7 protein-coding genes are annotated in these 14646 nt (G+C 40.8%); 6 read left to right on the forward strand and 1 reads right to left on the reverse strand.

Annotation, left to right across the window (positions count from 1 at the left end; translation table 11 throughout):
• The first annotated feature begins 105 nt into the window (after positions 1–105).
• Positions 106–1053, forward strand: a complete 948-nt coding sequence (locus GNE10_RS21110; RefSeq protein WP_185566837.1) for an NAD-dependent epimerase/dehydratase family protein — start codon at positions 106–108, stop codon at positions 1051–1053.
• 228 nt (positions 1054–1281) lie between these two features.
• On the opposite strand, the gene GNE10_RS21115 is transcribed toward GNE10_RS21110, so the two are convergent.
• Positions 1282–5196 carry a DUF2157 domain-containing protein gene (locus tag GNE10_RS21115; RefSeq protein WP_185566838.1) on the reverse strand — a complete coding sequence of 1305 codons (3915 nt, stop codon included), beginning with the start codon at positions 5194–5196 and terminating at the stop codon, positions 1282–1284.
• 980 nt (positions 5197–6176) lie between these two features.
• Between GNE10_RS21115 and GNE10_RS21120 the strand changes: the two genes are divergently transcribed.
• From GNE10_RS21120 to rppB, 5 genes are all read left to right on the forward strand, one after another.
• A complete protein-coding gene (locus GNE10_RS21120) occupies positions 6177–7862 on the forward strand; it encodes an efflux RND transporter periplasmic adaptor subunit (protein ID WP_185566839.1) in 1686 nt (561 codons plus the stop codon).
• Between the two features lie 177 nt (positions 7863–8039).
• Positions 8040–11228: an efflux RND transporter permease subunit gene (locus GNE10_RS21125; protein WP_185566840.1), complete on the forward strand. Its 3189-nt coding sequence runs from the start codon at positions 8040–8042 to the stop codon at positions 11226–11228.
• Between the two features lie 484 nt (positions 11229–11712).
• Positions 11713–12255, forward strand: a complete 543-nt coding sequence (locus GNE10_RS21130) for a hypothetical protein (protein WP_185566841.1) — start codon at positions 11713–11715, stop codon at positions 12253–12255.
• 111 nt (positions 12256–12366) lie between these two features.
• On the forward strand, positions 12367–13104 hold the full coding sequence (gene rppA / locus GNE10_RS21135) for a two-component system response regulator RppA (protein WP_185566842.1): 738 nt from the start codon (positions 12367–12369) through the stop codon (positions 13102–13104).
• On the forward strand, positions 13082–14449 hold the full coding sequence (rppB, locus tag GNE10_RS21140; protein ID WP_185566843.1) for a two-component system sensor histidine kinase RppB: 1368 nt from the start codon (positions 13082–13084) through the stop codon (positions 14447–14449). The genes rppA and rppB overlap by 23 nt, the downstream gene beginning before the upstream one ends.
• The last annotated feature ends 197 nt before the right edge of the window (positions 14450–14646 follow it).

Here is a 14646-nt window from a genome sequence, read left to right on the forward strand (position 1 = left end):
CCTAGAAATAAGTGATAAAAATCTCTTGTTAAGTAATGACGATTATTGGTTATAAGTATTAATCTGTGAATGTAGAGATTAATTAAAATATCAAAAAATAGGCAAATGGGTAAAATTATCGTCACTGGGGTTGCTGGTTTTATTGGTTCTCATCTAACAGAAACATTGCTGCAACAAGGAGAAGAAGTTATTGGAATTGATGAATTCAATGATTATTACGACCCTATATTAAAGTATAAAAATATTGCACATTTGAATGGAGTGCCTGGGTTTAGATTAATTGAAGCAGATATTCAGTTTTTAGATTGGCACAAACTCCTCGAAGATGTTGATGTAGTTTATCACCAAGCGGCACAAGCAGGTGTAAGGGCGAGCTGGGGTAAAGGTTTTGCAAGTTACACACAACGAAATATTAACGCTACACAAATTTTGCTAGAAGCAGCTAAAGATGCTAAAAATCTCAAAAGGCTAGTGTTTGCTTCTTCGTCGAGTGTATATGGTGATGCAGAAACGTTACCCACCCATGAAGGTATTTGTCCGCAGCCGGTTTCTCCCTATGGGATTACAAAGCTAGCGGGTGAGTTTTTGTGTACGCTGTACTATAAAAATTTTGGCGTGCCATGTGTATCATTGCGCTATTTCACAGTTTATGGGCCGAGACAGCGCCCAGATATGGCATTTCATAAATTTTTTAAATCCATTTTACAGGATGAGGGAATTCCCATTTACGGCGATGGACAGCAAACGCGGGAATTTACTTATGTTAGTGATATTATCGCCGCTAATTTAGCAGCCGCGATCGCACCCCAAGCAGTGGGAGAAATTTTTAATATCGGCGGTGGTAGTCGCGTAGTTTTAGCTGAAGTGCTGGATAAAATTGAACAAATCGTTGGCAAACCAATCAAAAGAAATCATATAGAAAAAGCAATGGGAGATGCTCGCCACACTGCTGCTGATATCTCCAAAGCCCAGAAACTTTTGGGATATCAGCCGCAAGTCTCCCTCACAGAGGGTTTAACACAGGAATGGCAATGGATTAAATCTTTGTATTAGACCTCTTTTTGCAAGAGGGGGAAAGGGAAAAGGTTAAAGGGAAAAGGGAAAGGGGAAAAGGGAAAGAAAAAACCTTTAACCCCTTCGGGGTGACGCTCCTTCGTCGCTAACGCTGACGCTAACGCCAGTCGCTTATGGGGGAAACCCCCAAGACCGCGCTGGCTCACCTTTTCCCCAAACCAAATTCCAGTTTAAAATCCAAAACCTGAGCAGTATTGACACCTTACCTTATTGCCACGATCGCAATTCATCAATGGTGTTACGAATTAGGGAAGTTATTTGGACGCGACGAGTTTCAAAGTTGGCGGCGATATAAATCAGTAAAATCCCCACTAGCAAACCAACAACCCATTTTAAAAATGAGTACTGTAAGCTGAAAATTACCGATTGGTAAATAGTAGTAATTACAAAAGTTGCTGTACCAATGTAGAGGAAAGCCCGCACTCTTAAAGCTAATCCGGCGAAAATGGTTATGAGGCTCAAAATTCCTGGTATCCAAGGGGTGTTTTGATGAAATAAAATTGCCCAACCACAAATTAAACCGCTACCCAACAACCGCAGGCTATGACGAACTGTTTTAAATTCTGGTAGTTTGAGTTGCGTATCTACTTGAGCAATATAAAGTAGTGATAAGCCAAATGGTGTTACGTACCACAAAGCTTCCCGCAGGTATGAGGTATAAAACCAACGATAAAGCGCCCAATCAACCAAAGCTACACTAATATAGGTAAAACGGATGTTTTTACCGACAATGCTCAAGAAAATGTAATATCCTGCGGTGAGTACTAAAGTAATTGGGTAAACTTGCAGTGCGGTTTGCCATAAAACTATTAATGGCAGAATATATGCAGCTTGTTGCCAAGGTCTTTTAGACCAACCCCAATTTTCCCAAGGTAGAATATACAGAAAATAGGCGGCTACAGAAGCGATCGCACCATTCCAAGAAAGTAGTGTAATAAAAAAACGCCCGACAGTAGTTTCCTGAAAAAAAATACTAAAAAAACCCGCCTCTAACAAACCCAGGTAAACCCAAAGTTCATCTATTGTTATCCGCCATGTTGAAGATACGGAAGATTGAGGCGATGTCTTTCCCTGAAAAATCCCATACCTAACTAAAAATACGCCAGTTCCTAAACCTACCAAGCGATTAATTCCAATGGGAAGGATAGTGGCAAAGATTAATAAGCAACTACTCCAAGCCCAGTGAATATCCGCTATGCCTTTGAGTTCTTGGGGAGTTAAGCGTAAGTATCCCATCAGCCAAGGGGAAAGAAGGCGATAGGCGTACATAATAGTAGTACCAAGGGCAGACATGGCAATTAATCCATCCCCTAATGCACCTCCGGAAGCTTGTAACATTTGATAAAACAAAAGTTCATAGGCAGAAATTGATACGCCAATAATTCCTAGATACACCAAGGGTTTAAAGTCTTCCCGTCGTCGCCCCACGCCAATGATAATTAAAGCTACACCCAAGGAACACAAACCCGTCCAGTCGGTGAAGGTGTTTACACGGAGCAATACGCTGAATACACCATAAACCATCGGTAAAATGTGAAAGCTGCTAGGCAAGCTTTGTAATTGATGTCGCCGTTTCCACCACTCTCCCACCAGCTGAGTAAGTAAACCCAAGGCAATATTGGCGATCGCTATTTTAATAATCGATGGTGAACCAAATCCCAATGCCTGGGCTGTTAACAATTCCAAACACCAGCCAATGCCATAAAATGCCCAATTTGTCGGCTGTTGCCAACTGCGATAGATGATACTTACTAAAATGATACCACTGGCAAGTAAGTACAAAAATCCGGACTTAGCCACTCCTTGGTAAATCAAAATTGAGTGCAGCGTCAAAGCCAACAATTCATAACCACACAAAGCGATCGCCCATTTATCGCTAGCGGCTGCATAAATTAAAGCTAATTCGTTACCACGCTGCCTCAGTACCCTACGGATTAACCATAAACTGAAAGTGGCTATGGCTCCCACAACAAACCAACCAGCCACCGCCAGACGGGGTAAACCAGGCACACCATTCCACAGCAGCATTCCAATAAAACTTAAAACAAATCCTTCTGTAATTAGGGCGCTGATTTCGTTTCGCAAATAGCGGGTATGTAGGAACATTAATCCCGCAGCCACCGCCAAACCGATTAATCTGGTTCCTGGTAGCTGTAAAGTGAGTAACTGGGCAATTGCCACAGCCAAGATACTTAAGTAACGGTTAATAGTCCGATTTTCTACATTTGTCTTATTGGCAACACCACTGAGGGCTATGGGTGTAACTAGCCAAACAACTCCCCAATTAGCTCTACCATCAACGATGCCGTACCAAGATGATTCTGCATTCATCCACAACAGCAAAAAACTAACGGCAGCTAGTCCTAAACCGATGTCCCAGGCGCTACGTCGCCATATACCATTTCCCAGGCTAAATATCCATTCTGTAACCATTACAGCCAATAAAATACTTGCCCAGACTTCTCTACTGAGTGTCGGGAAAAACCAATTTATCCAAGCACAGAAGGTGAATACGCCGATGATATGAGTCAGGTATACCAGAGTAGCAGATAATTGAGAGCGGCGGTTACTGACAACGGCAAGGGTGATGGTGGAAAATAGCAAATTTAGCGATCGCAACGCCGGATTGACTGCGGCGATGGTTGTCAAAAATGTTCCTAATAGTAAAGTCAGCAGTTCGCCGAACCTAGCCAATTCTCGTTTTTGGCTGCGATACAAATTATCCGTCAACGCCACCATGAAAATTACATAGGGAAATAAAACTACGCCCAGTAACGCCCAAGGTTGAGTTTGAGAATTTGTCAATGTAGTAGCAGTAGCGATGGCTAATTTCTGTAACCCATCGGGTATTAACCGCCAACACAGCCAAATTATCTGTAAGCCAATGACAAAAACCGCCGCCAAATCCACTTTGAAACTGTAGCGCTGCAAGCGATTTCCCACAAACCACAAACCCAAACCACTCACAGCGATGGCTTGCCAAGGATCGGGAATTATTGCCACCAGCCAACCCAGGAAAAGTAAAATTGCACCGAGTCTTTCCCAGAGTAGGGGGGATGAGGGAGATGGGGGGGATGTAGCTTGAGGTTCTCCCAGGGTGGCAGATATTAATGTTACTGCTTCATCTTCCCTTCCCTGCTGTGCTAACCAAGTAATCAACCAACCGCAAATGCCAATAGCTAAGCCCAACTGTGTGACATTTACCGAAGCAATAAAAATCGCTCGTACTAGTAGGATGATTAAAGCATAAATAATTACAGTAGCACTAAAGCTAATACTTAAATTATGGCGATCGCCTGGATTTTCTGTATGTGAGTGGCGATGATGGATGAGGGTAAGGATAGTTGTGGCTATTATTCCCAGATAAACGGCAATTAAGGGAAATCCTTTGAATTGCCAACCCCAATGCAGATAACTCAGCGCCAGAATATTTACTACGGGTAATTTAGCGGTGTGTAAATCAGCAAAAATAGTTTGATTTTTGGAGATTAAAACAGTAATAGCACTGAGAGTAGTACAGGCTATGGCAACCATAATCCAATTCAAAGGATTTTGCCATAACCCGAAACTATCCATAGCCCAAAAATTTACTGGCACTAATAAGACGGTGACAATCACTAATGTTTGAGCTGTCAGTCTCAAGTTGTTTTGCCTAGTCGCCCAAAAACTTAACCCCCAGAAACTCAAGGTATAAGCAAATAAAACTCCATATTGTCCAAAAGCGGGAAATTTTTCCCATTGACTAGCAGCCAGTACCCCGGAGGATACCACTACTAAAAATACTCCTAGAAAAAGCAGCCAACGGACGCTCAATTCAGCCGCTAGTGACTGCAACATTGTGCTAATGAAGTTCGGTTGAGCTGGTTTTGGTGGTGTAGTTTGTAAAGCCGCTACGGATAACTGTTCCACAGGTTCTGAAGTTGCAAATTTTACTTTAGTTGCAACTTGAGTCTGGGGTTGCAACACCACCGCACAAGTGAGAAATTCTCGGCATAACTGCCTGACTTGAGAATCGGATATTAAACCCAACCGTAGCCATGTCTCAAGTCCTTCTAATAAATGGGGATGGGAAGATGGAAGTCTAATTTCAATTTTGAGCGGGCGATCGAGGGGCGACGACATAAGGCGCAATAATAAAGATATGTACTTAAATCATGAATTGATTCAAGTATATTTTTGCTCTAATTTTTCTAATTGTGAGTTAATTGATATTAATTTTTAATGTAACTTAGATGGCTCATATCCTTAAATAAGCTAATAGTCATTGGTCATTAGTCATTAGTCATTGGTCATTGCTGTTTCTAAGGACAAAAGCTAGATACACTTTTATTTCTTCTTACCTGTTCCCCGTTCGCTTCCTACACAAATGTTTTCAGGAATTAAATCGGATTCCTATAAATGCATATCTAGAGATTAATAGTCAATATAAGTATCAATTAAGTGCTTTGAATATAGTCTAAATATTAAAGTTATTGCTAATAACAACTGCTAATAAAAATTTCATCCAAATTTCATGTTGATGTGAAACACTGGAAAAGAGCAATATTCACAGGACTTACGCATGGTAAACGAAAAATTAAAAGTTTGGGCTGGACATTGGGCATAAGAGAGCTACTGCGCCCTTGCGGCTGTCCTGACTTGTAGCAAGTGGCGTCATAGGGCAGACAAAAATCCCCAATACCCTATGCCCGACCTCAACAAATAATCTCGCTGCGTAAGTCCTGATTCAAACTTCTAAAACTTCACAAAAGCAATGTAACTAGTAGTCTGGCAAGTGAACTTGGCGGGGTAAAGGGGAAAGGTTTTAAATCCCTTACCCTTTACCCTTTACCCCTTCCCCTTTCCCCAGCCCTCACCCAGCATTTTTGGGTTGGCAAACCACTAGCTAAGTTAATGCCCGTTAAAAAAGCATAACCACTCGTGGTGGTTGTTGACTATTAACTGTCAACGGTGAACAGCCTCGTTGAGCTGAGCTTTCCTTGCTTCAGTCAATGTGCAAGTCAAATACAAAACAGCTTAAAGAAAGTGGTAGTCCAAGTTTGCACATCAAATGCCATCCAAGTGCAACGCTGCTTTCTTACTACTTGAGGACACAACAAGCCATGGGAATCTGTAATTTATTTCAATGTTTTGCTCCACTGCGTTATGTTTCGTTGACAATGTTAAGTTTGTCACTACTAAATACTCCCACTACTGTTTTGGCTGGTGCTGGTCATGACCACAGTGGGAGCAGTGCTTTTCAAGCAGGAGGCGAATTGACGGGTTCTGTTGAAGTTGATGTAGAAACCGCTAAACTCTTAGGAGTTAAGGTAGAACCAGTACAACGCCAACGATTAGCTGTCGGTATTAAAACTACTGGACAGATTGAAACCTTGCCTAGCCAAAAAGTTGAAGTCACTACTCCAATTCAAGGAGTAAAAGTAGTCGAACTGTTGGTGGAACCAGGTGCATTAGTCAAGAAAGGTCAACCTGTAGCTGTTGTAACTAGTCCAGACTTGGTGGAACTGCGGGTTAACTCCCAAGAAAAACTGGCACAAGCACAAGCTGATTTACAGCAGGCTGAAGCTGACTTAAGCCTAGCTCAACAAAACTATCATCGCTATCAAGATATAGCCGCAGCAGAAATCGCCCAAGCCCAAAGTCAAGTAGAATTTGCTCAAGAAAAGTACGAGAAAGATCGAGTGTTAGCCAATGAAGGTGCTTTGGCACGTCGCAACGCTCTAGAATCTCAAACTCAGCTAGCTGAAGCTAAAGCTAAATTAACCGCAGCCAATAGCCGCCGTGATGTGATTGCGGCTGAAAATCAGCTAAAACGCGCTCAAGCAGCAGTTAGCCTCGCAAAATCCAATATTAATCGTAGCAGTGCTATTTATGAAACTCGGCTGCTACAACTAGGAGACCGCGCTAATGCTAAGGGGTTAATTACAGTCACAGCTCCGATTTCTGGCAACGTTGTTGATAGAGAAGTGACTATCGGTCAATCATTTCAGGACGCGGGTGGTAAGTTGATGACGATTGTAGATGATAGTCGAGTGTTTGCCACAGCCAATATTTATGAAAAAGATTTAGGCAAGGTCAGGACAGGTCAACCCTTAAGAATGAAGGTTGCTAGCGTACCTAATCAAACCTTTACAGGGAGAATTACACGAATTGGCTCAGTAGTTGCAGGAGAAACGCGAGTAGTACCAGTACAAGCTGAAATCAAAAATGCCAGAGGACAGCTCAAACCCGGAATGTTTGCCGAACTTGAAGTTCTAACAGACCAAAAATCTCCAGCTATTTTGGCAATTCCGGCTTCTGCTGTAGTTGATGCAAATAATAAAAAATTGGTCTATGTCCAAAACGGTAATGCCTTCCAATCTGTGGAAGTTGAATTAGGGCAAACCTCTGGAGATTTAATTGAAATTAAAAGTGGTTTATTTGAGGCAGATTCAGTAGTTACTCAACGTGCGCCACAACTTTATGCACAGTCATTAAAGGGTGGTAGTAAAGAAGAACATAACGAACAAGAAGATTCGCACTCAGAGGAAACCGAGGCTAAAGCTAACAGCTTACCTCTACCTTTATGGTTGCTCTCAACAGGGGGAGGAGTAACCATTGCTATCGTAGCTTTCCTGGGAGGTAGCTTCTGGTCTAGTCGCCGTATCCGTTCCCGTCTAGTACCAGTAGGTAACGGATTCAATTATGAAACTGAGGTTTATATCGACAACCACAAACAACCAACCGCCTCTATTTCTGACACTTCTGTGGAACAACCAGAAAATTATCATCGTTCAGATAGTCATTAATAGTTATTGGTTAATATAGCAATCCAATTTGATTTGTGAACTTACTCGTGAAGCTAGGAACAGGGAACTCTTAACAGGGAACAAAAATTTTACTAAGTTTTTTTCACGCAATCAAATAGGAGTCCTATAATTCACGAAAAAACCACCAATAATCAACAATTCAATCAACAATAAATAATGATTAATACAGTCGCTAGATGGGTAATTTCTCGACGTTGGTTAGTAGTAATTGCGGCACTTATTTTTACAGTAATCATATTATTTAATACCATCCCGCAAATGCCGTTGGATGTTTTCCCTAATTTTGCACCGCCCCAGGTTGAAATTGAAACAGAAGCTCCCGGACTCGCTCCTGAAGAAATAGAATCTCTAGTGACATTACCAATTGAAAGCTCAATCAACGGTACTCCAGGAATTAGCACGGTTCGTTCTTCCTCCTCAGCAGGACTTTCTGTAGTTAGAGTCGTTTTTGGCTGGGGAACAGATATCTATCAAGCCCGCCAGTTGATACAAGAACGACTGCAACAAGCAGCGAGTAAGCTACCGGAAGGAATTGAAACACCAAGACTTGCTCCTATTAGTTCACCTGTTGGCACTGTATTAAAATATGCCTTCACAGTGGAAGATGAGGGGGAAAAAGGAGAAATCCAAAACCCAGAATCCAAAATCGATTTAATGGAAGTACGCCGCATCGTTGATTGGCAAGTGACAAATCGCCTTTTAGCAGTTCCTGGGGTGAGTCAAGTGCTAGTATATGGTGGTGAAGTGCGCCAGTATCAAGTATTAGTAGATCCAAACAAACTCAGAGCTTTCAATGTATCCTTACAGCAAGTATCTGAAGCAGTACAAGGAGCAAATGTCAATGCCCCTGGTGGCTTTTTAATCAGCCCTGACAAGCAAACTTTGATTCGGGGAATTGGCCGCATTGAATCTTTGGATGATTTAAAACAATCTGTAATTGTTGCCCGTCAAGGAACACCTGTGCGGTTGGGAGATGTTGCCGAAATTCAAATTGGCGGTGCGATGAAGATAGGAGATGGCAGCTTAAATGGCAAAGATGCTGTAGTGGTGATGGTGAATAAACAACCTCTTGCTGATACTCCTACCGTTACCCATGCCATTAAAGCTGCAATGACAGAATTGCAAGCAGGTTTACCTAAAGGTGTAAAGGTAACAGAAACCTTCCGTCAAGCTGATTATATTGATGCTTCAGTAGAAAATGTCAAGTCAGCCTTGGTGGAAGGCAGTATTATTGCAGCACTGATTCTCATTCCCTTTTTGATGAATTGGCGGACTCTGGGAGTTGTGCTATTGAATTTTGCCCTGACTTTTATATTTTCATTGCAAGTATTATCTTTTTTGGGCTTAGGGCTGAATACAATGACTTTGGGAGGATTAGCGATCGCCATTGGTACAGCGATCGATGATGCCATTGTTTATGCGGAAAATGTTGTTCGTTTATTGCGACAAAATAAATACTCTGCTAACCCTCGTCCAGTACTGGAAATTGTTTTTGAAGGAGTACAGCAAGTCCAGGAATCTTTAATTGGAGCAACTTTAATTACTATTGTCGTCTTTTCCCCAATATTTGCCCTTGCAGGTGTAGAAGGTAGAATTTTTGGCCCAATGGGAATAACTTACCTAATAGTGGTTATGGTTTCTAGTTTAGAAGCATTACTGGTAAGTCCGGCGTTATGTGCAATTTTACTTCCATACGGAAAAATGCCGTTAAAGGAACCATTGATACCCCGAATTTTTAAGCGACTGTATTATCCTTGTTTAGATTTTGGTATCCGCAGTCCCATGATTATTATCTCTGTGGCTTTGGCGGGAATGGTAGCAGCGATAGTGATTTTTCCAGCTTTGGGAAGAGCTTTTTTACCAGAGTTTCAAGAATCAACTTTGGTCAATACTTTAGCTCTTTATCCGGGTTCATCTTTAGAAGCCACTAACAGCGCCGCCTTTGTATTGGAGAATAAACTCAAAGACGATCCCAAATTAAAATATGTACAGTTACGGGCGGGACGCGCTCCTAATGATGCAGATGCAGCACCCGTAAACCTTGGTCATCTCGATATTGGGTTGAGTGACGAAGGAATGAAAAAGCGTAAGGAAACAGTAGAATGGCTGCGGGAAGAATTCAATAAAGTACCTGGTGTTGCTGCGAATATTGGTGGATTTATTTCTCACAGAATTGATGAAATATTATCTGGAGTCAGAAGTCAAATTGCTGTGAAAATATTTGGCCCGGACTTAGAAGAACTCCGGCGAATTGGCAAACAAGTTGAAGATGTGATGTCATCTGTTTCTGGACTTGTGGATTTACAATTAGAACCGCAAGTTCCCATCGAACAGATTCAGATAAAATTTGACCGTGTTGCCGCATCCCGTTATGGTTTAACCGTTGGGCAACTATCTGACATAATTGAAACTGCTCTCAATGGTAGAGTAGTCTCTCAAGTTTTAGAGAAGCAACAAAACTTTGATTTAGTGGTGTGGTTGCAACCACAATATCGTAATAATCTTCAAACAATTGAAAATTTGTTAGTTGATACCCCTTCTCAAGTGGGAGATGCAGGGGGGACAAAAATTCCTTTAGCGAAGGTGGCTAAAGTTACCTATGGTACTGGCCCGAATACCATTAACCGGGAAAATGTCTCTCGTCTAATTGTAGTATCTGCTAACGCTCAAGGTAGAGATTTGCGATCGCTAGTCAATGAAATTCAAAACCAAGTCAAAGCACAAGTACAATTGCCCTCTGGTTACTTTATTCAATATGGGGGTCAATTTGAAGCCGAAGAAAGAGCCTCACAAAATATTTTGATTTTCAGTGGCATTTCCTTTGTAGCGATTACTGTATTAATGTATCTTTCTGTCAAATCCATTGCGTCTACAGCAATGATTATGATTAACTTGCCCATTGCTTTAGTTGGAGGTGTAATTGCTGTAGCATTAACAGGGGGCGTTGTTTCAGTTGCTTCCTTGGTAGGTTTTGTGACTTTATTTGGTGTCGCTACTCGCAATGGATTACTTTTAGTAGATAATTACACAACTAAATTTGCTATTGGAATGTCCTTAAAAGAAATCCTCATTGCCGGGTCAATGGAACGACTCAATGCTATTTTAATGACATCCTTTACTTCAGCTTTGGGATTAGTACCATTAGTTATTGCAGTGGGGCCAGGTAAGGAAGTTTTGCAACCACTTTCCATAGTAGTTTTGGGTGGTTTATTTACTTCTACAGCGTTAACATTGCTGGTTTTACCTGCTTTATACTCGAAGTTTGGTAAGTATTTGTTACCTAAGGGAAGTGCAACTGTTCTGGAAAACGGGAAGGTAGCTGAGGTGGTAATACGGTTAGGTTAAAGGGGAAAGGGAAAAGGTTTCAAATACATCCAAATCCCTTTTCCCCTTAACCTTTTCCCAGACCACAAGGGAAGTTCATACTGCTTATCCGAACCGTATTGGCTGGGGTGGTGTTAGAGAATTAGTTGGAATTACTCAGTTAATCGCAGATGTGAACTTCATTACCTTAATTTTTGGCTGGCTCATTGCAAGGGACTCATTAATGTTCAATAGCCCAATGATGATTAGTTATAAGTTTTAAAAAAGCGGTCAAGGGTAGCGATCGCCTACACTCTATTGTACAAATTTCACCCGAATTTCATACCAGCCTGTCATCCTAGATAAAGTGAATGCTCAATTAGTTTACCTCAACTGCTTTAACCCTATTAGTACAGTTTGGTAAATTTTTGATACCAAAAAATACTGAACTAATTATTTACACAAAAATTACCACAAAAGCAAATTTTGAGTTTTGAATTGACCAAGTATTGAGGAATCTAAATTAATGAAATTGTTAAAAATCAGTTTTGTAGTTGTAGGTAGTGTAGGCTTGATTTTCTTAGGTGCTTGTAGCGGCAGTAATCAAGCTGCCAATTCAGAAAATAAATCGGCATCAACAACACAAATAACTTCTAAAACTGAAAACACTGCCAAAAATAACCATTCAGAAAATGATGGTCATTCTCATAATCAAAATAATGCTCAAAGTCATTCCGAAGATGGCAAAGGCGAGCATTCACACGGCGGTCAAATTATAGAGTCTGGGCAGTATCATTTAGAATTGATTGCTGAACCAAAAGACGATGGAAATCACTTAGATTTTTATATCAAGAAAGGAGATAAGCATGATACAGTTTCAAATGCAAAGGTAACCGCTCAAATTCAGCTACCTGATGGTAGTCAAAAATCGCTTTCCTTGACTTATGAAGCTAAAGAACAACATTACCATGCTGTAGTTTCTCAAAAAACAGCTGGTGAGTATAAAGCTGCTATTCTTTCTGATATCAATGGTGAAAAAGTTAACGGCCGCTTTACTTTCAAGCGATAATTAGCGGCAAGTAGTAGCAATAAAATAGACGAGGGTTTTGGGGGAAGTCTAAATTCTTTTCCAAAACCAGTTTATTCCCTATTCTCCGTTCCCTATTTCCTTTTAATGCTTATGAAAGTTTTGCTAGTTGAAGATGAACCAGATTTGGGTGCGTCAATTCAGCGAAAATTGAATAAAGAAAGATATATTGTTGACTGGGTTTTGGATGGAAATGAAGCCTGGATTTATCTAGAAGATAATTGGACTCAATATACACTGGCAATTTTTGATTGGTTGTTACCAGGAATTTCAGGTTTAGAACTGTGCAAGCGTTTACGGAATCAGGGCAATGCTTTGCCTGTACTGATGCTAACTGCAAAAGATAGCATGGCAGATAGAGTAGCTGGTTTAGATGCAGGAGCAGATGATTATCTGATAAAGCCGTTTGGTATGGCAGAACTACTAGCACGGTTGCGTGCATTACAACGACGAGCTTCTTTTGGAAGTCCAGCCCTTACAACTCAGTTCCAGTCTTTAAAATTGCAAGTTGGCTGCCTAATACTAGACTGCGGCAATTGTACAGTTTCTCGACAGTATCCTAATGGTGAAAATAAAGTAATTTATTTAACAAAAAAAGAATTTCAATTATTAGAATACTTAATGAAACGTCCTAACATAGTTATTACTCGCGACCAAATTTTGAATCATCTGTATGCCTTTAGTGCAGAACGAGTTAGTAATGTAGTAGCAGCTCAAATCCGACTTTTGCGACGCAAATTATCGGAATATGATTGTGATGCCTTAATCGAAACTGTCCCTAGTATGGGCTATCGTTTCAATCCTGACAATGCAGATTCGACTATTTCATAAAACTCGCTGGCAATTGGCTACCTGGTATGCCGTAGTTATGGCTCTAATTTTGTCCTTATGCGGTTTTGTGGTTTATGAGGTAATCATTGATGCTTATGTGGTTTCTATCAACCGAGAACTAGAATCGGTAGCGGGTACACTACATGATGTAATCGAACCGAATTTGAAACAACCTGGTATTACAGAGCCAGTTTTTCAGCAGGTTTTACCAAATATTTGTTTAGCCAAATCAAGTTGTCCTAACCAAAAGATCCTCAGCCACAGTCAAACTACCCTTAAAGAACACGGTATTTTTAGTCCTGTATATAAAGATAAGCAATACTACATCCGTTTTCTGGATGCTTCCAGACGGTTAATTGCAGTGGCAGGTTTTCAACCTCATGAATTGCCACCGACTGTGCAAACCCAAGTGTGGCAAACACTCAAAGACTTACAAGGCAATCGCTATACTCAAAAATCTCTACTGCTGCACACTCAAGCTAATGAGGTTTGGGGTTATATTCAGGTAGGGCGTAATCTCAATGACCTTGATAGTCGTCTCGCTGCTTTGAAATTAATTTTGGCACTAGGATTGCCAATTACGGTATTGTTAGTCGGCGGTTCTAGTTGGTGGCTTGCAGGGTTAGCAATGCGACCGATTGACTCTTCTTATAAACAAATGCAACAGTTTACGTCTGATGCCTCTCATGAGTTACGTACTCCTCTAGCAGCGATTAATGCCACGGTAGAGACTTTATTTGATATGGAGTATTTGCCGGATGAGGGGCAAGATATTTTAGTATCTATTCAACGTCAGAATCATCGACTAGCTGAATTAGTTCAGGATATGCTGTTATTGTCTCGATTGGAACAGCACGCACTGGCGATACAACAAATACCTTGCTGTTTGAATATTTTGATTAATGACCTGATAGAGGAATTTTCAGCGTTAGCGGCTGCGGCTTCTTTGCAGCTAACATCTTTGGTGTTGTGCCAAGAACTTTTATACGTAATGGGGGATGAAGACCAACTTTTACGTGTACTTTCTAATTTGATTGCCAATGCTATTCAATACACTCCTGCTGGTGGTTATGTAAATGTCATTCTCAAACGCAGCAACAGTCATGCTGTAATTGAAGTTCAAGATACAGGTATTGGTATTGCATCGCAGGAGCAAAAGCGGATTTTTGATCGTTTTTATCGAGTCAATAGCGATCGCTCGCGCACTACTGGTGGTTCTGGATTGGGATTGGCGATCGCACATGCAATTGTTCAGGCTCATAGAGGTAGCATACAGGTGCAAAGTTTAATTGGTAAAGGTAGCACCTTCATCGTTTACTTACCCTTGACAGAAGAACGCAAGTAACTGACATGTCAAATTTCATATCTATCAAGTATTAATAAAACTTTAGGCTATATAGAACTTATATTTGATTTTTGAAATATACGTATTTCCGTCGATTTACGACATCATAAATCTTACAGATATTTAAATTTGTTCATAAATCAAATCGTAATTATTTTTGGAAGCAAGTAAAATTTCACCCTAATTTCATTCAGTCC

Source organism: Nostoc sp. 2RC, assembly GCF_014222165.1.
GTDB lineage: Bacteria > Cyanobacteriota > Cyanobacteriia > Cyanobacteriales > Nostocaceae > Nostoc > Nostoc linckia.